Below are 22,687 nucleotides of genomic sequence, written 5' to 3' on the forward strand. Positions count from 1 at the left end.
AGAAAACTGAAATGATTCAAACAGAAACTCGTTTGAAAGTCGCAGACAACAGCGGTGCACGCGAAATCTTGACTATCAAAGTTCTTGGTGGTTCTAAACGTAAATTTGCGAACATCGGTGATGTCATTGTGGCATCTGTAAAACAAGCTACTCCTGGTGGTGCGGTTAAAAAAGGTGACGTTGTAAAAGCTGTTATCGTTCGTACTAAATCAGGTGCTCGTCGCGCTGATGGTTCATACATCAAGTTTGACGAAAATGCAGCTGTTATCATCCGTGATGACAAAACTCCTCGCGGAACACGTATCTTTGGCCCAGTTGCACGTGAATTGCGTGAAGGTGGCTTCATGAAGATCGTGTCACTTGCTCCAGAAGTACTTTAATTTTTAGAAACAAACTAGTCCCCTAGCTTCAAGCTAGGGTGCCCTTGTGGGCGTAAGAAAAATTAAGGAGAAACCTAATGTTTGTAAAAAAAGGCGACAAAGTTCGCGTAATCGCTGGTAAAGATAAGGGAACAGAAGCTGTTGTCCTTACTGCCCTTCCAAAAGTAAACAAAGTTATCGTTGAAGGTGTTAACATCGTTAAGAAACACCAACGTCCAACTAACGAGCTTCCTCAAGGTGGTATCATTGAGAAAGAAGCAGCTATCCACGTATCAAACGTTCAAGTATTGGACAAAAATGGTGTAGCTGGTCGTGTTGGTTACAAATTTGTAGACGGTAAAAAAGTTCGCTACAACAAAAAATCAGGCGAAGTGCTTGATTAATCACGAAGGAAAGGAGAAGTATAATGGCAAATCGTTTAAAAGAAAAATATCTTAATGAAGTAGTTCCTGCTTTGACAGAACAATTCAACTACTCATCAGTGATGGCTGTGCCTAAAGTAGATAAGATCGTTTTGAACATGGGTGTTGGTGAAGCTGTATCAAACGCTAAAAGCCTTGAAAAAGCTGCTGAAGAATTGGCGCTTATCTCAGGTCAAAAACCACTTATCACTAAAGCTAAAAAATCAATCGCCGGCTTCCGTCTTCGTGAAGGTGTAGCGATCGGTGCAAAAGTTACCCTTCGTGGGGAACGTATGTACGAATTCTTGGATAAATTGGTTTCAGTTTCACTTCCACGTGTGCGTGACTTCCACGGTGTTCCAACAAAATCATTTGATGGACGCGGGAACTACACTCTTGGTGTGAAAGAACAATTGATCTTCCCAGAAATCAACTTTGATGACGTTGACAAAACTCGTGGTCTTGACATCGTTATCGTAACAACTGCTAACACTGACGAAGAGTCACGCGCATTGCTTACAGGCCTTGGAATGCCTTTTGCAAAATAATATAGGAGGTAAATCTAATGGCTAAAAAATCAATGATTGCTAAGAACAAACGTCCAGCGAAGTTCTCTACTCAAGCTTATACTCGTTGTGAAAAATGTGGTCGTCCACATTCAGTTTACCGCAAATTTAAACTTTGCCGTGTTTGCTTCCGTGAATTAGCTTACAAAGGACAAATTCCTGGTGTAACAAAAGCATCTTGGTAATTTAAGATATCAAGGGCGTCCAAACTCCAAGTGAAAATAGGAAACTTGACGAAGAAACTAAAGTTTCTAGGAAAGTTTATCTTTTTCACGCAGAGTTTAGCCCGGGTTCAGTTGGGCTTGCCAATTTGAACACGAGCTACAGCTTTGGCAAGAAAAGACCAAATTGCTTTTGCTGTTACGCTCTTTATATCATGTATTAACTAGCAAGTGCAACTTGCAAACTACTAGTAAGAGGAGAAAAACAAAATGGTTATGACTGACCCAATCGCAGACTTCCTAACTCGTATTCGTAACGCTAACCAAGCGAAACACGAAGTACTTGAAGTACCTGCATCAAACATCAAAAAAGGGATTGCTGAAATCCTTAAACGCGAAGGTTTTGTAAAAAACGTTGAAATCATCGAAGATGACAAACAAGGCATCATCCGTGTATTCCTTAAATACGGACCAAACGGTGAAAAAGTTATCACTAACTTGAAACGCGTTTCTAAACCAGGACTTCGTGTCTACAAAAAACGTGAAGATCTTCCAAAAGTACTTAACGGACTTGGAATTGCTATCCTTTCAACTTCTGAAGGTTTGCTTACTGATAAAGAAGCTCGTCAAAAGAACGTTGGTGGAGAAGTTATCGCTTACGTTTGGTAATATTTAGCTCCCAATTTCTTTGCGACTCTTCGTTATCGTCTCTTGCCTAACCCAAAGTTATGCCTGCGAGACGATGCCTAGATTCACTTTGGAATTGAAACCTAAATGTTCCTTTAAATCGAGAAATCGATTTAACCCCGTGAAAACTGGCCGTCAAAGCCTGACAATTTAACAGGAGAAAATAAACATGTCACGTATTGGTAATAAAGTTATCGTGTTGCCTGCTGGTGTTGAAGTCACTAACAATGACAACGTAGTAACTGTAAAAGGACCTAAAGGAGAACTTACTCGTAAGTTCTCAAAAGATATTGAAATTCGCGTGGAAGGTACTGAAGTAACTCTTCACCGTCCAAACGATTCAAAAGAAATGAAAACTATCCACGGAACTACTCGTGCCCTTTTGAATAACATGGTAATTGGTGTATCAGAAGGATTCAAGAAAGAACTTGAAATGCGTGGGGTTGGTTACCGTGCACAACTTCAAGGATCAAAACTTGTTTTGGCTGTTGGTAAATCTCATCCAGATGAAGTTGAAGCTCCAGAAGGGATTACTTTTGAACTTCCAAACCCAACAACAATTGTTGTTAACGGAATTTCAAAAGAAGTGGTTGGCCAAACAGCTGCTTACGTACGTAGCCTTCGTTCACCAGAATCTTACAAAGGTAAAGGTATTCGTTACGTTGGAGAGTACGTTCGTCTTAAAGAAGGTAAAACAGGTAAATAATGTTGAGTGGTTGATTTTCAACCACCAACCTATTTTCCAACTTTGTGCATAGCACGCGATTTAAAACTAAAGAGGTGAAAACTGTGATTTCTAAACCAGATAAAAACAAACTCCGTCAAAAACGCCACCGTCGCGTTCGCGGAAAACTCTCTGGAACTGCTGATCGCCCACGTTTGAACGTATTCCGTTCTAATACAGGCATCTACGCTCAAGTGATTGATGACGTAGCGGGTGTAACGCTCGCAAGTGCTTCAACTCTTGACAAAGAAGTTTCAAAAGGAACTAAAACTGAACAAGCCGTTGCTGTCGGTAAACTCGTTGCAGAACGTGCAAACGCTAAAGGTATTTCAGAAGTGGTGTTCGACCGCGGTGGATATCTATATCACGGACGTGTGAAAGCTTTGGCTGATGCAGCTCGTGAAAACGGATTGAAATTCTAATAGGAGGACACTAGAAAATGGCATTTAAAGACAATGCAGTTGAATTAGAAGAACGCGTAGTTGCTGTCAACCGTGTTACAAAAGTTGTTAAAGGTGGACGTCGTCTTCGTTTCGCAGCTCTTGTTGTTGTCGGTGACCACAACGGTCGTGTAGGATTTGGTACTGGTAAGGCTCAAGAAGTTCCAGAAGCAATCCGCAAAGCAGTAGAAGATGCTAAGAAAAACTTGATTGAAGTTCCTATGGTTGGAACAACAATCCCACACGAAGTTCTTTCAGAATTCGGTGGAGCTAAAGTATTGTTGAAACCTGCTGTAGAAGGTTCTGGAGTTGCCGCTGGTGGTGCAGTTCGTGCCGTTGTGGAATTGGCAGGTGTGGCAGATATTACATCTAAATCACTTGGTTCTAACACTCCAATCAACATTGTTCGTGCAACTGTTGAAGGTTTGAAACAATTGAAACGCGCTGAAGAAGTTGCTGCCCTTCGTGGTATTTCAGTTTCTGATTTGGTATAAGAAAGGGGATAAAATGGCTCAAATTAAAATTACTTTGACTAAGTCTCCAATCGGACGCATTCCATCACAACGTAAAACTGTTGTAGCACTTGGACTTGGCAAATTGAACAGCTCTGTTATTAAAGAAGATAACGCTGCTATCCGTGGTATGATCACTGCAGTATCTCACTTGGTAACAGTTGAAGAAGTAAACTAATGATTTTTAGGGGATGTGGCAATACTCATCCCCTAAAACTAGATATAGTCATCTAAGATGACGATGTATAGGCGAGTTGATAAGGGAGACAACCTTTTCTCCCTTATCGGCGCTAGCATTTTACAAAAGAGGAGAAAATAATAATGAAACTTCATGAATTAAAACCTGCAGAAGGTTCTCGTAAAGTACGTAACCGTGTTGGTCGTGGTACTTCATCAGGTAACGGTAAAACATCTGGTCGCGGTCAAAAAGGTCAAAAAGCTCGTAGCGGTGGCGGAGTTCGCCTTGGTTTTGAAGGTGGACAAACTCCATTGTTCCGTCGTCTTCCAAAACGTGGATTCACTAACATCAACGCTAAAGAATACGCAATTGTGAACCTTGACCAATTGAACGTCTTTGAAGATGGTGCTGAAGTTACTCCAGTTGTTCTTATCGAAGCAGGAATTGTTAAAGCTGAAAAATCAGGCGTTAAAATTCTTGGTAACGGTGAGTTGACTAAGAAATTGACTGTGAAAGCAGCTAAATTCTCTAAATCAGCTGAAGAAGCTATCACTGCTAAAGGTGGTTCAGTAGAAGTCATCTAAGAGAGGTGACCTATGTTTTTTAAATTATTAAGAGAAGCTCTTAAAGTCAAGCAAGTTCGATCAAAAATTTTATTTACAATTTTTATCGTTTTGGTCTTCCGTATCGGAACTAGTATTACAGTTCCTGGTGTGAATGCCAATAGCTTGAATGCTTTAAGTGGATTATCCTTCTTAAACATGTTGAGCTTGGTGTCAGGGAATGCCATGAAAAACTTCTCAGTTTTTGCACTTGGTGTTAGTCCCTACATTACAGCCTCTATCGTTGTCCAACTCTTGCAAATGGATATTTTACCCAAGTTTGTAGAATGGGGCAAACAAGGGGAAGTAGGTCGAAGAAAATTAAATCAAGCTACTCGTTATATTGCTCTAGTTCTAGCCTTTGTGCAATCTATCGGGATTACAGCTGGTTTTAATACTTTGGCTGGAGCTCAATTGTTGAAAACAGCTCTTACACCACAAGTTTTTATCATGATTGGTATCATCTTAACAGCTGGTAGCATGATTGTGACGTGGTTGGGAGAGCAAATTACAGATAAGGGATACGGAAATGGTGTTTCTATGATTATCTTTGCTGGGATTGTCGCTTCAATTCCAGAGATGATTCAAGGAATCTATGTAGACTACTTTGTGAATGTTCCAAGTAGCCGTATCAACTCATCTATCATTTTCGTAATCATCTTGATTATTACTGTTTTGTTGATTATTTACTTTACAACTTATGTTCAACAAGCAGAATACAAAATCCCAATCCAATATACAAAAGTTGCACAAGGTGCTCCATCTAGCTCTTACCTTCCATTGAAGGTAAACCCTGCTGGAGTTATCCCAGTTATCTTTGCAAGTTCCATTACTGCAGCGCCTGCGGCTATTCTTCAGTTTTTGAGCGCTACAGGCCATGATTGGGCTTGGGTAAGAACAGCACAAGAAATGCTGGCAACAACTTCACCAACTGGTATTGCCATGTATGCTTTGTTGATTATTCTCTTTACATTCTTCTACACGTTTGTACAGATTAATCCTGAAAAAGCGGCAGAGAACTTACAAAAGAGCGGTGCCTATATCCACGGAGTTCGTCCTGGTAAAGGTACAGAAGAATATATGTCTAAACTTCTTCGTCGTCTTGCAACTGTTGGTTCCCTCTTCCTTGGTGTGATTTCTATTTTACCGATTGTAGCAAAAGATGTTTTCGGACTTTCAGAAGTTGTTGCTTTTGGGGGAACAAGTCTACTAATCATTATCTCGACAGGTATTGAAGGAATTAAACAATTGGAAGGGTATCTATTGAAACGTAAGTATGTTGGTTTCTTGGATACAACAGAATAAAAGTATTTACAGATACTCTTCGAAAATCAAATTCAAACCATGTCAGCTTCACCTTGCCGTAGTACGGTTACTGACTTCGTCAGTTATATCCACAACCTCAAAACAGTGTTTTGAGCAGCCTGCGGCTAGCTTCCTAGTTTGTTCTTTGATTTTCATTGAGTATGAATCAGTAAATGCTGAGGGAGTGGAGGTTTAAACTCTGACGTTTGTGAGAGTTTGATCTCCCCTCTTCTATTTTGTTTTTAAATAGGGGTGAAAAGACTTTTTGCTTCTATTTAAAAATAAAATAAGGAGATCAAATCATGAATCTTTTGATTATGGGCTTACCTGGTGCAGGTAAGGGAACTCAAGCAGCAAAAATCGTAGAACAATTCCATGTTGCACATATCTCAACAGGTGATATGTTCCGCGCTGCAATGGCAAATCAAACTGAAATGGGTGTTCTTGCTAAGTCATACATTGACAAGGGTGAATTGGTTCCTGACGAAGTTACAAATGGAATCGTAAAAGAACGTCTTTCACAAGATGATATCAAAGAAACAGGATTCTTGTTGGATGGTTACCCACGTACAATCGAACAAGCTCATGCCTTGGACAAAACATTGGCTGAACTTGGCATTGAACTAGAAGGTGTCATCAACATTGAAGTGAATCCAGATAGCCTCTTGGAACGTTTGAGTGGTCGTATCATCCACCGCGTAACTGGAGAAACTTTCCACAAGGTCTTTAACCCACCAGTTGACTATAAAGAAGAAGATTACTACCAACGTGAAGATGATAAACCTGAGACAGTAAAACGTCGATTGGACGTTAATATTGCTCAAGGAGAACCAATCATTGCTCACTACCGTGCTAAAGGTTTGGTTCATGACATCGAAGGTAATCAAGATATCAATGATGTCTTTTCAGATATCGAAAAAGTATTGACAAATTTGAAATAAAGCGTTTTTCACACTTGCAAAAATCCGCTACAAATGTTATACTAAGATAGTCTGACTTATAATTGTTGTCTCTGTGTCTAGAGGCATCGAATCGAAATTTATGGAGGTGCTTTTGCGTGGCAAAAGACGATGTGATTGAAGTTGAAGGCAAAGTAGTTGATACAATGCCGAATGCAATGTTTACGGTTGAACTTGAAAATGGACATCAGATTTTAGCAACAGTTTCTGGTAAAATTCGTAAAAACTATATTCGTATTTTAGCGGGAGATCGTGTTACTGTCGAAATGAGTCCATATGACTTGACACGTGGACGTATCACTTACCGCTTTAAATAATCGAAAAACTTGGAGGGATAAGAAATGAAAGTAAGACCATCGGTCAAACCAATTTGCGAATACTGTAAAGTTATTCGTCGTAATGGTCGTGTTATGGTAATTTGCCCAGCAAATCCAAAACACAAACAACGTCAAGGATAAGATAGAAAGGAGAAAACATGGCTCGTATTGCTGGAGTTGACATTCCAAATGACAAACGCGTAGTAATCTCATTGACTTATGTTTATGGTATCGGACTTGCAACATCTAAGAAAATTTTGGCTGCTGCTGGAATCTCAGAAGATGTTCGTGTACGTGATCTTACATCAGATCAAGAAGATGCTATCCGTCGTGAAGTGGATGCAATCAAAGTTGAAGGTGACCTTCGTCGTGAAGTAAACTTGAACATCAAACGTTTGATGGAAATCGGTTCATACCGTGGTATCCGTCACCGTCGTGGACTTCCTGTCCGTGGACAAAACACTAAAAACAACGCTCGCACTCGTAAAGGTAAAGCTGTTGCGATTGCTGGTAAGAAAAAATAATATAGGAGGTAAAAGTCTTGGCTAAACCAACACGTAAACGTCGTGTGAAAAAGAATATCGAATCTGGTATTGCTCATATTCACGCTACATTTAATAACACTATTGTTATGATTACTGATGTGCATGGTAATGCAATTGCTTGGTCATCAGCTGGTGCTCTTGGTTTCAAAGGTTCTCGTAAATCTACACCATTCGCTGCTCAAATGGCTTCTGAAGCTGCTGCTAAATCTGCACAAGAACACGGTCTTAAATCAGTTGAAGTTACTGTAAAAGGTCCAGGTTCTGGTCGTGAGTCAGCTATTCGTGCGCTTGCTGCCGCTGGTCTTGAAGTAACAGCAATTCGTGATGTGACTCCAGTGCCACACAATGGTGCTCGTCCTCCAAAACGTCGCCGTGTATAATCATCGCATTACACTGCTTTTCGTTTAAGAGGGAGTAACTAAATGATCGAGTTTGAAAAACCAAATATAACAAAAATTGATGAGAATAAAGATTATGGCAAGTTTGTAATCGAACCACTTGAACGTGGCTATGGTACAACTCTTGGTAACTCTCTTCGTCGTGTACTTCTAGCTTCTCTGCCAGGAGCAGCTGTGACATCTATCAATATTGATGGTGTGTTACATGAGTTTGACACAGTTCCAGGTGTTCGTGAAGACGTGATGCAAATCATTCTGAACATTAAAGGAATTGCAGTGAAATCGTACGTTGAAGACGAAAAAATCATCGAACTAGATGTTGAAGGTCCTGCTGAAGTAACAGCTGGTGACATTTTGACAGATAGCGATATTGAAATTGTAAATCCAGATCATTATCTCTTTACAATCGGTGAAGGTTCTTCTCTAAAAGCGACTATGACTGTTAACAGTGGTCGTGGATATGTACCTGCAGATGAAAATAAAAAGGATAATGCACCAGTTGGGACACTTGCTGTAGATTCTATTTATACACCAGTTACCAAAGTCAACTATCAAGTTGAACCTGCTCGTGTAGGTAGCAACGATGGTTTTGACAAACTAACCCTTGAAATCTTGACAAATGGAACAATTATTCCAGAAGATGCTTTAGGGCTTTCAGCACGTATTTTGACAGAACATCTTGATTTGTTTACAAATCTTACTGAGATTGCTAAGTCAACTGAAGTGATGAAAGAAGCTGATACTGAATCTGACGACCGTATTTTTGATCGTACGATTGAGGAACTGGACTTGTCTGTGCGTTCATACAACTGTTTGAAACGTGCCGGTATCAATACTGTGCATGACTTGACAGAAAAATCTGAAGCAGAGATGATGAAAGTACGAAATCTTGGACGCAAGAGTTTGGAAGAAGTGAAATTCAAACTTATTGATTTGGGTCTTGGATTAAAAGATAAATAAAGGAGGAATAAATGGCTTACCGTAAACTAGGACGCACTAGCTCACAACGTAAAGCAATGCTTCGCGATTTGACAACTGACCTTTTGATCAACGAATCAATCGTGACAACTGAAGCTCGTGCTAAAGAAATCCGTAAAACTGTTGAAAAAATGATTACTCTAGGTAAACGTGGTGATTTGCATGCACGTCGTCAAGCAGCTGCTTTCGTACGTAATGAAATCGCATCTGAAAACTATGATGAAGCAACTGATAAGTACACTTCTACTACAGCACTTCAAAAATTGTTCTCAGAAATCGCACCTCGTTATGCTGAACGTAACGGTGGATACACTCGTATCCTTAAAACTGAACCACGTCGTGGTGATGCAGCGCCAATGGCGATCATCGAACTAGTATAAAATCATCAATTTTGTTGAGTGTTATGATGATGGAGTCTTGTGCTCTTAGTCTAGCTCTGGTCTACCGCTAGGATTTCGGTCCTAGCGGGAACACTCATCATAAGTTGGGATAGTAGACGCTTGTTTACGAAATTGTTTTTTGCTTAAGAACAACTTCGTAAGCAGGCGTTTTTGAGTATTTTCGTTAGAATTATGCTATACTATTTAAAAAGAAGCTTGTTTAATGTTCAGGTTTCTTATTTTAAGAAGAATTGGAGTTTGCTTATGAAAGCGATTATAACTGTTGTTGGTAAAGATAAATCTGGAATTGTTGCAGGTGTTTCTGGTAAAATTGCAGAATTGGGTTTGAACATTGATGATATTTCTCAAACTGTTTTGGATGAATATTTCACGATGATGGCTGTCGTCTCTAGCGATGAAAAGCAAGATTTCACCTATCTTCGTAATGAGTTTGAAACCTTTGGTCAAACTTTGAATGTGAAAATTAATATTCAGAGTGCAGCGATTTTCGAAGCTATGTATAATATCTAGGAGGTACACATGGATATTAGACAAGTTACTGAAACAATCGCCATGATTGAGGAGCAAAATTTCGATATCAGAACCATTACCATGGGGATTTCCCTTCTGGACTGTATCGATTCAGATATCAATCGTGCTGCAGAGAAAATTTATCAAAAGATTACGACCAAGGCAGCTAATTTAGTGGCTGTTGGGGATGAAATTGCAGCGGAGCTGGGAATTCCAATCGTTAATAAGCGTGTATCGGTGACTCCTATTTCTCTGATTGGAGCAGCGACAGATGCGACAGACTATGTGGTTCTGGCAAAAGCGCTTGATAAGGCTGCGAAAGAGATTGGTGTGGATTTTATTGGTGGTTTTTCTGCCTTGGTACAAAAAGGTTATCAAAAGGGAGATGAGATTCTCATCAATTCTATTCCTCGCGCTTTGGCAGAAACGGACAAGGTCTGCTCGTCAGTCAATATCGGTTCAACCAAGTCTGGTATTAATATGACCGCTGTAGCAGATATGGGACGAATTATCAAGGAAACGGCTAATCTATCTGATATGGGCGCAGCTAAGCTGGTTGTATTTGCTAATGCTGTTGAGGACAATCCATTTATGGCTGGTGCTTTCCACGGTGTTGGAGAAGCTGATGTTATCATCAATGTCGGAGTTTCTGGTCCTGGTGTGGTGAAACGTGCTTTGGAAAAAGTTCGTGGACAGAGCTTTGATGTAGTAGCCGAAACCGTTAAGAAGACTGCCTTCAAGATCACTCGGATCGGTCAATTGGTTGGTCAGATGGCTAGTGAGAGACTGGGTGTGGAGTTTGGTATTGTGGACTTGAGTTTGGCGCCAACTCCTGCGGTTGGAGATTCTGTGGCACGTGTCCTTGAGGAAATGGGGTTAGAGACAGTTGGAACACACGGGACGACGGCTGCCTTGGCTCTCTTGAATGACCAAGTTAAGAAGGGGGGAGTGATGGCCTGCAACCAAGTTGGTGGTTTGTCTGGAGCCTTTATCCCTGTTTCAGAAGATGAAGGAATGATTGCTGCAGTGCAAAATGGTTCTCTTAATTTGGAAAAACTAGAAGCTATGACGGCTATCTGTTCCGTTGGTTTGGATATGATTGCCATTCCTGAGGATACACCAGCTGAAACCATTGCGGCCATGATTGCAGATGAAGCTGCAATTGGTGTCATTAACATGAAAACAACGGCTGTTCGTATCATTCCCAAAGGAAAAGAAGGCGATATGATTGAGTTTGGTGGCCTGTTAGGAACTGCACCTGTTATGAAGGTCAATGGGGCTTCGTCTGTCGATTTCATTTCTCGTGGAGGACAAATCCCAGCACCAATTCATAGTTTTAAAAATTAAGAAAATAAGAGAAATTTTAAGTTCTATTTAAGGTTAGGTATGTATACTATAATCATTAAATAAAGACCTCCTAATATTATTTGAAACAGATAACACTGATTTAGTTTGAATTTGATTTTTATCTAATATCTTTATTTAATAGAACTCCTAAACTTTTTCATAATAATCTCCTGCAAAAGTCGCCTGTATGGGTGGCTTTTGTTTTATCATCCATGATATAATAGAAGCAAACGGAGGACGGAAAATGGTAAAAGTACGATTGTATTTGGTACGTCATGGCAAGACCATGTTTAACACGATTGGTCGAGCGCAAGGTTGGAGTGATACTCCCTTAACTGCTGAAGGTGAACGAGGGATTCAAGAATTAGGGATTGGTTTGCGAGAATCTGGTCTACAGTTTGAGCGCGCTTATTCCAGTGATTCTGGTCGCACCATTCAGACCATGGGAATTATCCTTGAAGAACTTGGCTTGCAGGAGAAAATCCCTTATCGCATGGATAAGCGTATCAGAGAATGGTGTTTTGGTAGCTTTGACGGAGCCTACAATGGCGATCTTTTCATGGGCATTATTCCTCGTATCTTTAATGTGGACCATGTTCACCAATTGTCTTATGCTGAATTGGCTGAGGGCTTGGTGGAGGTTGATACAGCTGGTTGGGCTGAAGGCTGGGAAAAACTCAGTGGCCGAATCAAGGAGGGCTTTGAAGCGATTGCCAAAGAAATGGAAGAACAAGGTGGGGGCAATGCCCTCGTTGTCAGCCATGGAATGACCATTGGAACCATTGTTTATCTGATTAATGGCATGCATCCGCATGGTCTCGATAATGGGAGTGTGACAATCCTTGAATATGAGGACGGCCAGTTTAGCGTTGAGGTTGTTGGTGACTGTAGTTACCGAGAACTAGGACGTGAGAAGATGGAGGAAGCCTCTATTTAATCAGTCTAGACTTGCTTGCTATGAACTAGGGATTTGATAGGAATATCAAGATAAGAAAAAACAGCCGAGGGTAATCCTTTCGGCTGTTTTTGATGGGGAAAACTAAAGTGTAATGCTATTGCTTTTAGAGATTTTCATAAACAAGAGCAAGGAACCTACTGTTAGAACAGTCAGGATAGTTGACAAGGCTGCGGCTACACCGTAATTTCCTCTGAGAACCTCTGTATAAATAGCTACAGTCATTGTTCTTGTTTTGACATTGTAGAGGAGGATAGAAGTGGAAAGTTCTGAAATCATTGTAACCCAAGATAGGATAGCTCCAGAAATAATACCAGATAGCATCATTGGAGTTGTAATCTTGGCAAAGGTATTGAGACGACTACTTCCTAAGCTCTCAGCGGCTTCTTCAATACTTGGTGCTATTTGTTGCAAGCTAGCAACAGATGAGCGAATAGTATAAGGCAATCTTCTGACAGATAGGGACATAATTAAGATGAAAGCTGTCCCTGTAATCATAAGAAATCCACTTCCAAATAGACCGGTATTGAAGGAAGAAATGAAGGCAATCCCTAGAACGGTTCCTGGTACAATATAAGGAACCATACTGAGGCTGTCAATTAAGTTTGTAAACAAATTCCGTTTTCTAACGGCTAGGTAGGAGATAAATGTTGCGAATAGGACAACTAGAACTAAGGCAATCAAAGGGATACGAATGGTATTGAAAATAGCAGATCCCATACGATTGAAAGCTACCTTGTAACTGTTTAGAGAATAACCTTTGACAAATACCATACCTGATGTTTTTAGGAAAGAAGTATAAATCAAGTAGACTTGAGGTAGAACAGAGAACAAGATAATTCCGTAGACTGTTGCATAAATGGCAACCATTTTTCCTTTTGTGTTTTTTTTAGGCTCAATTGGATGGAGCGAATTCATACTGAAACTGTAGCGATTTGAAATGTATTTTTGGATAAGGAAGATTGCCAAGGCGATGATAATCGCCATAATTGCTAAAGCAGATGCAAAAGCAGAATTTCCTCCAACCTCGCTAATAAATTGAGTATAAATCAAGACGGGGAAAGTCCGATATCCTTCACCAATTAACATCGGTGTTCCAAAGTCTGAGAATGCTCTCATAAATACAAGCAGGGCAGCCGCTAGTAAGGTTGGAACTAGGAGAGGTAAAACAACTGTTACGATACGCTTAAATCCGAAGGACCCCATGCTTTCAGCGGCTTCAAGTAGAGAATTGTCAATACTTTTCATTGTCCCAGCAACGTATAGAAATACCAGTGGGAATAGTTGCAGTGTAAAGACAAGTACAATTCCTTTGAATCCATAAATATCGATAGCTGGAAGATGAAGGGCATTTGTCAGGAATTTGGTAATGACCCCATTTCGTCCCAGCAAGAGAATCCAGGAGTAGGCTCCCACGAAAGGAGCTGACATGGAAGCAATGATAATCAATATTTGTAAAAATTTCTTTCCCTTGAAGTCATACATGGAAAAGAGGTAAGCTAATAAGGTTCCTACGACCAAGGAAGTGACAGTAGCGGTAATGGAAACCTTGAAACTATTGACTAGTGTCTCAGAATAGTAGGCTTTACTAAAGAAAGTTACAAAATTAGCTAGTGAAAATTGTCCCTCATGTATGAGTGCTTGCTTGAGCACGGTAACGATAGGATAAACGAGAAAGACAAGATAGGTAAGAAAGATGAAGAAAGAGGAGGCTGTCCAAATATTTAGTTTTTTACGTTCCATGGTTGACTCCTTTTATCAGGTTTTGGGAACCATCTGCAGAAAAGACGTTTAATTTTTGAGTATTGATTCGTAGACGAATACGATCGCCTTTTTGTAAATCTTCTTCAAAAGTTGATTCTTCGCTAACTTGAATTTTTGAGGTAAAACCTGTCTCAATGAAATACTCCGTATTTAGTCCAAGATAGACGCTATCGCTAATAGTTCCTTCAATATCTCCAGATTCATCTTTGATAAACTCTTCAGGACGAATGCTTACATGAATAGCTTGTTCCTCAGCCTGATCAAGAGCTGGCATTCGAAGAGCATAGCCATCTGAAAAGACGATATAAGCGCCGTCGCTCCGTTTTTCAAGAGTGGCAGGGATAATATTTGTGCGTCCGATAAAGGTTGCTACAAACTCATTAGCTGGTTTATGATAGAGTTCTTTTGGCCGACCGATTTGTTGGATGACTCCGTCTTTCATAACAGCAATTTGGTCTGAAATAGCCATGGCTTCTTCTTGGTCGTGGGTTACATAAACAGTTGTAATTCCCACTTCGTGTTGGATTTCTCGAATGGCTTGACGCATATCCAAGCGAAGCTTGGCATCTAGGTTACTAAGTGGCTCGTCCATGAGGAGAACACTTGGATTAACAGCTAAGGCGCGTGCCAAGGCGACACGTTGTTGTTGTCCACCACTGAGTTTATCAGGTTTTCGATCCGCATATTGAGCAATTTGCATGAGTTCAAGATATTTATTGGTTTGTTGAATCAATTCTTCTTTTGGAACCTTCTTTTGCTTAAGACCAAAAGCAACATTGTCTCGGACAGTCAAATGTGGAAAAATAGCGTAGTTTTGGAAAACCATTCCGATATTGCGTTTGCTGGGTTCCATATTATTGATTTTTGTATCATCGAAGTAAAATTCTCCGCCTTCGATACTGTTGAAACCTGCAATCATACGAAGAAGGGTCGTTTTCCCACACCCTGAAGGCCCAAGAAGGGTAAAGAGACTTCCTTTTGGAATTGTAATGTTCAAATTCTCAATAACAGGGACATCGTGGTAGATTTTTTTGGCGTTAATAATTTTGATCTCACTCATAGTGAACCTCTTTTACTGTTTAGATTGGATATCTGTAAAGACTTCGTTGTATTTCTTAACGATATCTGATTTATTCTTGATGACATAATCATAATCTTCAGTGAGTGTTTTGATTTTGTCAATTGGTTTCATATTTTCGCTTGTTTTAGCATTTTTACGAACAGGACGGTTAGTAGTGGTTGTACCAAGTGTATCTTGTACTTCTTGAGAGATAATAAAATCGATAAATTTCTTGGCATTTTCCATATTTTTCGCTTTTTTAACGATAGCAGCACTAGCAGGTAGGAAGACTGTTCCTTCTTTTGGATAGACCACCTTGATATTAGCTCCATCATTTAAGAGCTTAACTGCTGGATCTTCATAAGAGAGACCAACAGCCATTTCTCCGTCAGCGACTGCTTTATAGACACCAGATGAGCTTGAACCGATTTTACCATCAATAAGTGTGAAGAGATCTTTTACATAAGACCAAGCTTTATCGTCTTTGTAACCACCTTGAGCTTGTAGCATATTTGTTAATTGAGCAAAGGCGCTAGAAGAGTTTGCTGGGTCAGCAGTTGCGATTTTTCCTTTTAGTTCAGGTTTGAGAAGGTCGCTATATCCTTCGATGTTCATGCCTTTAGTTAAATCAGGATTGACGATTAAAACACTACCATCTAGTGTATAAGGAGTAGAGTAGCCAGTTGTGTTTTGATATTCTTTGATAACATTATCATTTTCTTTTGAAGTATAGTTTTCAAAGAGTTCTCCATGGGTAGCATATTGTGTATAAGAACCACCAAAGATGACATCGGCTACAGGGGCTTCTTTTTCTGACTCTAGTTTTTTGAAAAGTTCTCCAGTACCAGCTTGAATCAGTTCTACTTTGATACCATATTTTTCTTCAAAGGCAGGAATAGTTGCTCCGATTAAGCCCTCTGAGTTTGGTGAATAAACGACTAGCGAACCGCCGTCTCCTTTATCAGATGAACCGCCATCGGCAGATTCATTAGAAGAACAAGCAGCAAGACCCAAAAGAGCTAGTCCGCAAGCAGCATAATACATCCATTTCTTTTTCATGATGGATACCTCCGTTATGTTATTTAAGTTTATTTTAAGATAATGTAAGCGTTTTTAAAACCGATAATTCTATTCTATTAGAGTAAAATTCTCTACAAAAACGGAAGTAATCTTTTGATTTTATAGTAGGGTTTGACAGTTAATCGTTGGGAAGTCAAATGTTATTTTTTAGATTGGATATCTGTAAAAATATCATTGTACTTTTTAAGAATGGCAGATTTGTTTTTAATGACATAATCGGAATCTTCAGTGGCAATATTGATTTCTGTCATAGCCTTCATATTTTTATTGGTTTTAGCATTTTTACGAATGGGTCTGATTGTTGTTTCAGTTCCTAGTTTATCTTGGATTTCTTGAGAAAGGAGGAAATCGATAAATTTCTTAGCATTTTTCATGTGTTTGGCATTTTTGATGATAGCTGCGTTACCAGGTAAAAAGACGGTTCCTTCTTTTGGATAAATGACTTTTACATCAACTCCGTCGTTTAAGAGTTTTAAGGCAGGATCTTCATAGGTGAGTCCAACAGCCATTTCTCCATCGGCGACAGCTTTGTAAACATTTGAGGAGCTAGATGCAATTTTTCCATCTACTAGGGTAAAGAGATTTTTCACATAGGTCCAAGCTTGTTCATTTTCGTATCCACCTTGGTCTACAAGCATGTTTGTTAGTTGTGCAAAGGCGCTAGAAGCGTTACTAGGATCAGCAGTAGCGATTTTTCCTTTTAAGTTAGGATTGAGTAAATCATTGTAGCCTTCAATTTTAATATCTTTTGTAAGAGCTGAATTGGCAATGATAACACTGACATCCAGTGTGTAGGGAGTGTAGAATCCTGTTTTATTTTGATATTCAGGGATTATCTGGTCGTTCTCTTGAGAAATATAAGGTTCAAAAAGATTTTCGTTAGAAGATAAGAGAGCGTGGGAGCCTCCGAAAATGACATCGGCTACAGGCGATTCTTTTTCAGCCTCAGCTTTTTTGAACAATTCACCAGTGCTGGCTTGTACTAAGTCAACCTTAATACCATATTTTTCTTCGAAGGCTGGGATTGTTTCTTCGATAAGGTCTTCAGGGTTAGATGAGTAGACAACCAAAGTGTTATCTGAATCTTTTTCAGCGCTAGTTTCCGCTTCTATAGGTGAAGAACATCCTGATAAAGAAAGGAATATCCAGCTACAAGAGAGAAAGAATAGTATTTTTTCATAAGTATCTCCTTTTTTACGAACATTTTCTCTAACCAGATTGTTAATGTTTTTAAATTGTAGAGTTCTACTATATAAAATAAAAAGATTGCTACAATAGAGTTGAGCAATCCTTTTACATCAATGGTTTTTATCCATGAGTTTTAATTCTTTTGGAGAAATATGGAGATACTTTTTAAAAACTTTGGCAAAATATTTATAGTCTGAAAATCCAACTTGTTCAGAGATATCGCTTAAGGGAGAATTAGGGGATTCAGCCATTTTATCTATAGCTTGCTTGAGGCGGTAGCGTAAGATATATTCATTTAGCGTCATTGGGAAGTCTTCTTTGATAACCTTATATAGATAACTTTCGCTATATCCTAGATTCTCTGCAATGGTAGAAATGGTAAAGTGCATGCAGTAGTGTTGATGAACAAATTCAAGAATTTGCTGAATGATTTGGTTTTGTGTATCGATTTGTTGGATAGATGTGAGTAAAGTTTGATATTCATCTAAAAAAGGAGTTTCTTGATAAGTACTAACTCGTAATCGCAAAACAATTTTTTGAAGACATTCTGTCAATTCCTTGGTATCAATTGGTTTGGATAAGAAATCTACCGCGCCATATTGCATGGCTTTTTTGGCATTTTGAAAATCGTTATAACCTGATAAGATAACTTTTTCATAGGAGAGAGTACGAGTGGCTTCAAACATCATAAAAGCATCCATAATTGGCATGGTTATGTCTGTTAAGACAATATGAGGTTCTTTTTCTTGGATGAGTTTCATTCCCTCTTGACCGTGACTGGCAGTTCCTACGACTTGGATACCTAAGGCAGAGTAATCTACGGCAATCTCTAGCCATTTTCGAATGAGGTGTTCATCTTCTACGATGATGAGCTTAAACATGAGTTAGTCCTTTCGTTACAAATTTTACCCAAGTTTCTCCTTGGCGATTGACTCCTAAATCTAGCTGGACATCAGAAAAGAAATTGCTCAATCGTTTGTAGCTGTTAACGATACCATGCTGGGTATGTGGGCTTTCTAAAGAGTCTAAAATAGCGAGTCGCTCTTGTTTTGTGAGTCCTCCAGCATTATCCTTGACTAAAAAAGTCAGAGAATCTTCTTCCAAGGTAATTTGGATATCAATATGAAGATCAATACGGTATTGCATCCCATATTTTATAGCATTTTCTACTAGAGGAAGCAAGAAAAGTTTAGGGATAGGCTGATTATCGACAGTTTCTGGACAGACAATATCATAAGAAAAGTGCTCGAAACGAATCTTATGAATCATAAGGTAATCCTCTATAATTTTTAAATCCTGACAAATGGTTGTTTCTTTTTCTAAATCGGTGATGCTGTAGCGAAGAATGCGCGTGAGATTTTGAATTAGGTCTTGTGTAAGAGCGGCATCCATTAAAGAAGTGATTTTAATCGTCTCAAGTGTATTGTAGAGAAAATGAGGATTGAACTGAGCTTCTAGCATTTTTCTTTCAAAAATCCACTTTTCTTTTTCTATGGTCAACATTTTCTGATGAAGTTGATCTAATTCGTACAACATATTGTTAATTTTTTCTGCCATAAACTCAAACTCATCACCTGTTTGTAGAGAAAGCCTTTTTTCTGCTTGTTTAGGAATTTCTTGAAGTTGGTAAACCAAACTTTCAATAGGAACAGCGTTGTGTGTGGCAATTTTATGAGCAATTCGTCTTGCTTGCCAGAAGTAGAGGAAGAATATACATAAGGTGAGAATGGAGGCTAGACCGAGTAAGCTAGGAATGGGAAAAAAGGATTGAAAAGTATAGATTGAAAAAATAGCACCGACTTTTTCTTTTTGAACAATAAGCGGTTCATTCGCATACCAGTGGGTGCGAGAGTGTAGGAGTTTTTCATCAAATTTTTCAAGAGTGGAGCGAGTGAACTGATTTGTATTGTTAGAAAACATATTTCCAAAGCTATCGGTAATGATGTATTTGGAATTGATCATTGGGAAACTTGAGATGAAATCATTCTCATTTACGAAAGCAATAGTATAGGCCTTAACTCGTTGGTTTTGAAGTAGTGGTTTGATAAAGAGTGTGTAGTGTTGCTTGTCTGAAGAGAGTGCAATTTTTTCTGTCACTTTTTCTTGAGAAGGATTTTGAATGAGTAGTTTTAAGTAGTAGGGAGATAAAATACTTTCTTGATGATTTCGATTGGTACTAAATAGTAATTCACCTGTATCACTTAGGATAATGAGGTCAGAACTAAGTTTTAATTTAGCTTTTGTCTCGTAAAATAAGCTAAAGACTTCTCGTTCTGTGTGTTTACCATCCAAAAATCCAGGAATCATTTTATGGTTCATAGTAGTCAGGAGTTCATTATTTGCTTCTTTCATTTCTTGAACCTGTTTGACAATCTGTCTCGTATCTTTGGAGAGTTGTTGCTTTTGTAAAAAATAGGAAAAACCAAAAAGTAAAATGAGTAGTAAAAGAGAGGTCACAAAGGCTGCGATAGAGCTTCTATGGAGAATTTCTTTTTGGAGAGATTTTTTAAAGGAATGAGACATCCGCTACCTCCTTGGAAGGGTTTTCTGTTATAAGTATAGCAGTTTAAAAATTCTAGAGCAAGGTAAAATAGAAAAGTATAGAATAGAACGAGACCAAATTCCCTCAAAAATGGTATAATAGTAACATCACAAAATTGGAGAGAGACCATGAGTTTTTACAATCATAAAGAAATTGAGCCTAAGTGGCAGGGCTACTGGGCAGAACATCATACATTTAAGACAGGAACAGATGCCTCAAAACCGAAGTTTTATGCTCTCGATATGTTCCCTTATCCGTCTGGAGCGGGTCTTCACGTAGGACACCCAGAAGGTTATACTGCAACCGATATCCTCAGCCGTTATAAACGTGCGCAAGGTTACAATGTTCTTCACCCAATGGGATGGGATGCCTTTGGTTTGCCAGCTGAACAGTACGCTATGGACACAGGAAATGACCCAGCGGAATTCACAGCAGAAAACATTGCTAACTTCAAACGTCAAATCAATGCGCTTGGATTTTCTTACGACTGGGACCGTGAAGTCAACACCACAGATCCAAACTACTACAAGTGGACTCAGTGGATCTTCACCAAGCTTTACGAAAAAGGCTTGACCTATGAAGCGGAAGTACCAGTAAACTGGGTTGAGGAACTAGGAACAGCAATTGCCAACGAAGAAGTTCTTCCTGATGGAACTTCTGAGCGTGGAGGCTATCCAGTTGTCCGCAAACCAATGCGCCAATGGATGCTCAAAATCACTGCCTATGCAGAGCGCTTGCTCAATGACTTGGATGAGTTGGATTGGCCAGAGTCTATCAAGGATATGCAACGCAACTGGATCGGGAAATCAACTGGTGCCAATGTAACCTTTAAAGTAAAAGGAACAGACAAGGAATTCACTGTATTTACCACTCGTCCAGATACCCTTTTCGGTGCGACTTTCACTGTTTTGGCACCTGAGCATGATTTGGTAGATGCTATCGTCAGTCCAGAACAAGCTGAAGCAGTAGCAGACTACAAACACCAAGCTAGCCTCAAGTCTGACTTGGCTCGTACAGACCTTGCCAAAGAAAAAACAGGGGTTTGGACTGGTGCTTATGCCATCAACCCTGTCAATGGTAAGGAAATTCCAATCTGGATTGCAGACTATGTTCTTGCTAGCTATGGAACAGGTGCGGTAATGGCTGTTCCTGCCCACGACCAACGTGACTGGGAATTTGCCAAACAGTTTGACCTTCCAATCGTAGAAGTGCTTGAAGGTGGAAACGTAGCAGAAGCTGCCTACACAGAAGATGGGCTTCATGTTAATTCAGACTTTCTAGATGGATTGAATAAAGAAGACGCAATTGCTAAGATTGTGGCTTGGTTGGAAGAAAACGACTGTGGTCAGGAGAAGGTTACCTACCGTCTTCGCGACTGGCTCTTTAGCCGTCAACGTTACTGGGGTGAACCAATCCCAATCATTCATTGGGAAGATGGAACTTCAACAGCTGTTCCTGAAAGTGAATTGCCACTTATCTTGCCTGTAACCAAGGATATCCGCCCTTCAGGTACAGGGGAAAGTCCATTGGCTAACTTGACAGATTGGCTTGAAGTGACTCGTGCAGATGGTGTCAAAGGTCGTCGTGAAACCAACACTATGCCACAATGGGCAGGTTCAAGCTGGTACTACCTCCGCTATATTGACCCACACAATACTGAGAAATTGGCCGATGAGGATCTTCTCAAACAATGGTTGCCAGTAGATATCTACGTGGGTGGTGCAGAGCATGCTGTGCTTCACTTGCTTTATGCTCGTTTCTGGCACAAATTCCTCTACGACCTCGGTGTTGTTCCAACTAAGGAACCATTCCAAAAACTCTTTAACCAAGGAATGATTTTGGGTACTAGCTACCGTGACCACCGTGGTGCGCTTGTGGCGACTGATAAGGTTGAAAAACGTGACGGTTCCTTCTTCCATGTGGAAACAGGGGAAGAGTTGGAGCAAGCGCCAGCCAAGATGTCTAAATCGCTCAAGAACGTTGTTAACCCAGACGACGTAGTGGAACAATACGGTGCTGATACCCTTCGTGTTTATGAAATGTTTATGGGGCCACTTGATGCTTCCATCGCTTGGTCTGAAGAAGGTCTGGAAGGAAGCCGTAAATTCCTTGACCGCGTTTACCGTTTGATTACAAGTAAAGAAATCGTTGCGGAAAACAATGGCGCTCTTGACAAGGTTTATAACGAAACAGTCAAATCTGTCACTGAGCAAATCGAGTCTATGAAATTCAACACAGCTATTGCCCAACTCATGGTCTTTGTCAACGCTGCTAACAAGGAAGACAAGCTCTATGTGGACTACGCTAAAGGCTTTATCCAATTGATTGCCCCATTTGCACCTCACTTGGCAGAAGAACTCTGGCAAACTGTTGTGGCAACAGGTGAATCAATCTCTTACGTGGCTTGGCCAACTTGGGATGAAAGCAAATTAGTTGAAGACGAAATCGAAATCGTTGTCCAAATCAAAGGTAAAGTCCGTGCCAAACTCATGGTCGCTAAAGACCTATCACGCGAAGAATTGCAAGAAATTGCTCTGGCTGACGAAAAAGTCAAAGCAGAAATTGACGGTAAGGAAATCGTGAAAGTGATTGCGGTACCGAATAAATTGGTTAATATTGTTGTGAAATAAGATAGGAATCCTTCAGAGTAGAATCTGGAGGATTTTTATTTGACAGGAAGTTTCTAT

28 protein-coding genes are annotated in these 22,687 nt (G+C 39.8%); 22 read left to right on the forward strand and 6 right to left on the reverse strand.

Annotated features, from left to right (window positions below; genetic code table 11):
• Positions 1 to 11 precede the first annotated feature (11 nt).
• The 21 genes from rplN (at position 12) to FGQ53_RS02285 (ending at position 12,348) form a co-directional block, all read left to right on the forward strand.
• Positions 12 to 380, forward strand: a complete 369-nt coding sequence (rplN, locus tag FGQ53_RS02185; RefSeq protein WP_000616547.1) for a 50S ribosomal protein L14 — start codon at positions 12 to 14, stop codon at positions 378 to 380.
• A 77-nt stretch (positions 381 to 457) separates the two neighbouring features.
• Positions 458 to 763 carry a 50S ribosomal protein L24 gene (rplX, locus tag FGQ53_RS02190; protein WP_000497691.1) on the forward strand — a complete coding sequence of 102 codons (306 nt, stop codon included), beginning with the start codon at positions 458 to 460 and terminating at the stop codon, positions 761 to 763.
• Between the two features lie 23 nt (positions 764 to 786).
• A complete protein-coding gene (gene rplE / locus FGQ53_RS02195; protein WP_000013542.1) occupies positions 787 to 1,329 on the forward strand; it encodes a 50S ribosomal protein L5 in 543 nt (180 codons plus the stop codon).
• Between the two features lie 17 nt (positions 1,330 to 1,346).
• On the forward strand, positions 1,347 to 1,532 hold the full coding sequence (locus FGQ53_RS02200; protein WP_001085697.1) for a type Z 30S ribosomal protein S14: 186 nt from the start codon (positions 1,347 to 1,349) through the stop codon (positions 1,530 to 1,532).
• Between the two features lie 246 nt (positions 1,533 to 1,778).
• Positions 1,779 to 2,177 carry a 30S ribosomal protein S8 gene (gene rpsH / locus FGQ53_RS02205; protein WP_000245504.1) on the forward strand — a complete coding sequence of 133 codons (399 nt, stop codon included), beginning with the start codon at positions 1,779 to 1,781 and terminating at the stop codon, positions 2,175 to 2,177.
• Positions 2,178 to 2,364: 187 nt separating this feature from the next.
• Positions 2,365 to 2,901 (forward strand): 50S ribosomal protein L6, encoded by a 537-nt coding sequence (gene rplF / locus FGQ53_RS02210; protein ID WP_138335423.1) that lies wholly within the window; start codon positions 2,365 to 2,367, stop codon positions 2,899 to 2,901.
• Between the two features lie 83 nt (positions 2,902 to 2,984).
• A complete protein-coding gene (gene rplR / locus FGQ53_RS02215) occupies positions 2,985 to 3,341 on the forward strand; it encodes a 50S ribosomal protein L18 (protein ID WP_000624044.1) in 357 nt (118 codons plus the stop codon).
• Positions 3,342 to 3,358: 17 nt separating this feature from the next.
• Positions 3,359 to 3,853 carry a 30S ribosomal protein S5 gene (gene rpsE / locus FGQ53_RS02220; RefSeq protein WP_138335425.1) on the forward strand — a complete coding sequence of 165 codons (495 nt, stop codon included), beginning with the start codon at positions 3,359 to 3,361 and terminating at the stop codon, positions 3,851 to 3,853.
• 13 nt (positions 3,854 to 3,866) lie between these two features.
• The gene (gene rpmD / locus FGQ53_RS02225) at positions 3,867 to 4,049 is read left to right on the forward strand and encodes a 50S ribosomal protein L30 (RefSeq protein WP_000057241.1); all 183 of its coding nucleotides are present in this window, start codon (positions 3,867 to 3,869) and stop codon (positions 4,047 to 4,049) included.
• Between the two features lie 143 nt (positions 4,050 to 4,192).
• On the forward strand, positions 4,193 to 4,633 hold the full coding sequence (gene rplO / locus FGQ53_RS02230) for a 50S ribosomal protein L15 (RefSeq protein ID WP_000766089.1): 441 nt from the start codon (positions 4,193 to 4,195) through the stop codon (positions 4,631 to 4,633).
• 12 nt (positions 4,634 to 4,645) lie between these two features.
• Complete coding sequence (gene secY / locus FGQ53_RS02235; RefSeq protein WP_138335427.1) at positions 4,646 to 5,956, forward strand: preprotein translocase subunit SecY; 1,311 nt, start codon at positions 4,646 to 4,648, stop codon at positions 5,954 to 5,956.
• 302 nt (positions 5,957 to 6,258) lie between these two features.
• The gene (locus FGQ53_RS02240; RefSeq protein ID WP_001050436.1) at positions 6,259 to 6,897 is read left to right on the forward strand and encodes an adenylate kinase; all 639 of its coding nucleotides are present in this window, start codon (positions 6,259 to 6,261) and stop codon (positions 6,895 to 6,897) included.
• Between the two features lie 116 nt (positions 6,898 to 7,013).
• Complete coding sequence (gene infA / locus FGQ53_RS02245) at positions 7,014 to 7,232, forward strand: translation initiation factor IF-1 (protein ID WP_001029883.1); 219 nt, start codon at positions 7,014 to 7,016, stop codon at positions 7,230 to 7,232.
• A gap of 24 nt (positions 7,233 to 7,256) precedes the next feature.
• Positions 7,257 to 7,373, forward strand: coding sequence for a 50S ribosomal protein L36 (rpmJ, locus tag FGQ53_RS02250; protein ID WP_001808836.1), 117 nt, complete (start codon positions 7,257 to 7,259; stop codon positions 7,371 to 7,373).
• Positions 7,374 to 7,390: 17 nt separating this feature from the next.
• Complete coding sequence (gene rpsM, locus FGQ53_RS02255) at positions 7,391 to 7,756, forward strand: 30S ribosomal protein S13 (RefSeq protein ID WP_000090781.1); 366 nt, start codon at positions 7,391 to 7,393, stop codon at positions 7,754 to 7,756.
• Positions 7,757 to 7,773: 17 nt separating this feature from the next.
• A complete protein-coding gene (gene rpsK / locus FGQ53_RS02260) occupies positions 7,774 to 8,157 on the forward strand; it encodes a 30S ribosomal protein S11 (protein WP_001118385.1) in 384 nt (127 codons plus the stop codon).
• 42 nt (positions 8,158 to 8,199) lie between these two features.
• On the forward strand, positions 8,200 to 9,135 hold the full coding sequence (locus FGQ53_RS02265; protein WP_138335429.1) for a DNA-directed RNA polymerase subunit alpha: 936 nt from the start codon (positions 8,200 to 8,202) through the stop codon (positions 9,133 to 9,135).
• 11 nt (positions 9,136 to 9,146) lie between these two features.
• Positions 9,147 to 9,533, forward strand: a complete 387-nt coding sequence (gene rplQ, locus FGQ53_RS02270) for a 50S ribosomal protein L17 (RefSeq protein WP_000331493.1) — start codon at positions 9,147 to 9,149, stop codon at positions 9,531 to 9,533.
• Positions 9,534 to 9,797: 264 nt separating this feature from the next.
• The gene (locus FGQ53_RS02275) at positions 9,798 to 10,064 is read left to right on the forward strand and encodes an ACT domain-containing protein (RefSeq protein ID WP_000644126.1); all 267 of its coding nucleotides are present in this window, start codon (positions 9,798 to 9,800) and stop codon (positions 10,062 to 10,064) included.
• Between the two features lie 9 nt (positions 10,065 to 10,073).
• Positions 10,074 to 11,411, forward strand: coding sequence for a PFL family protein (locus FGQ53_RS02280; RefSeq protein ID WP_138335430.1), 1,338 nt, complete (start codon positions 10,074 to 10,076; stop codon positions 11,409 to 11,411).
• Between the two features lie 244 nt (positions 11,412 to 11,655).
• Positions 11,656 to 12,348: a histidine phosphatase family protein gene (locus tag FGQ53_RS02285; protein ID WP_138335432.1), complete on the forward strand. Its 693-nt coding sequence runs from the start codon at positions 11,656 to 11,658 to the stop codon at positions 12,346 to 12,348.
• A gap of 102 nt (positions 12,349 to 12,450) precedes the next feature.
• Here the strand turns inward: FGQ53_RS02285 and FGQ53_RS02290 are convergent, their stop codons facing one another.
• The 6 genes from FGQ53_RS02290 to FGQ53_RS02315 form a co-directional block, all read right to left on the reverse strand.
• A complete protein-coding gene (locus FGQ53_RS02290; protein WP_138335434.1) occupies positions 12,451 to 14,109 on the reverse strand; it encodes an ABC transporter permease in 1,659 nt (552 codons plus the stop codon).
• Positions 14,099 to 15,190 carry an ABC transporter ATP-binding protein gene (locus tag FGQ53_RS02295; RefSeq protein WP_138335436.1) on the reverse strand — a complete coding sequence of 364 codons (1,092 nt, stop codon included), beginning with the start codon at positions 15,188 to 15,190 and terminating at the stop codon, positions 14,099 to 14,101. Before FGQ53_RS02295 ends, FGQ53_RS02290 begins: the two co-directional genes overlap by 11 nt.
• A 12-nt stretch (positions 15,191 to 15,202) precedes the next feature.
• Positions 15,203 to 16,249 (reverse strand): ABC transporter substrate-binding protein, encoded by a 1,047-nt coding sequence (locus FGQ53_RS02300; RefSeq protein ID WP_138335438.1) that lies wholly within the window; start codon positions 16,247 to 16,249, stop codon positions 15,203 to 15,205.
• Positions 16,250 to 16,410: 161 nt separating this feature from the next.
• On the reverse strand, positions 16,411 to 17,442 hold the full coding sequence (locus FGQ53_RS02305) for an ABC transporter substrate-binding protein (RefSeq protein WP_138335440.1): 1,032 nt from the start codon (positions 17,440 to 17,442) through the stop codon (positions 16,411 to 16,413).
• A gap of 126 nt (positions 17,443 to 17,568) precedes the next feature.
• Positions 17,569 to 18,339: a response regulator transcription factor gene (locus tag FGQ53_RS02310; protein ID WP_138335442.1), complete on the reverse strand. Its 771-nt coding sequence runs from the start codon at positions 18,337 to 18,339 to the stop codon at positions 17,569 to 17,571.
• Positions 18,332 to 19,981 carry a sensor histidine kinase gene (locus FGQ53_RS02315; RefSeq protein ID WP_138335444.1) on the reverse strand — a complete coding sequence of 550 codons (1,650 nt, stop codon included), beginning with the start codon at positions 19,979 to 19,981 and terminating at the stop codon, positions 18,332 to 18,334. Before FGQ53_RS02315 ends, FGQ53_RS02310 begins: the two co-directional genes overlap by 8 nt.
• 147 nt (positions 19,982 to 20,128) lie before the next feature.
• Here FGQ53_RS02315 and leuS point away from each other — a divergent pair, with 147 nt between their 5' ends.
• Positions 20,129 to 22,630 carry a leucine--tRNA ligase gene (gene leuS / locus FGQ53_RS02320; protein WP_138335445.1) on the forward strand — a complete coding sequence of 834 codons (2,502 nt, stop codon included), beginning with the start codon at positions 20,129 to 20,131 and terminating at the stop codon, positions 22,628 to 22,630.
• Positions 22,631 to 22,687 lie beyond the last annotated feature (57 nt).

It is taken from the genome of Streptococcus mitis (assembly GCF_005844455.1).
Lineage (GTDB): Bacteria > Bacillota > Bacilli > Lactobacillales > Streptococcaceae > Streptococcus > Streptococcus mitis_BF.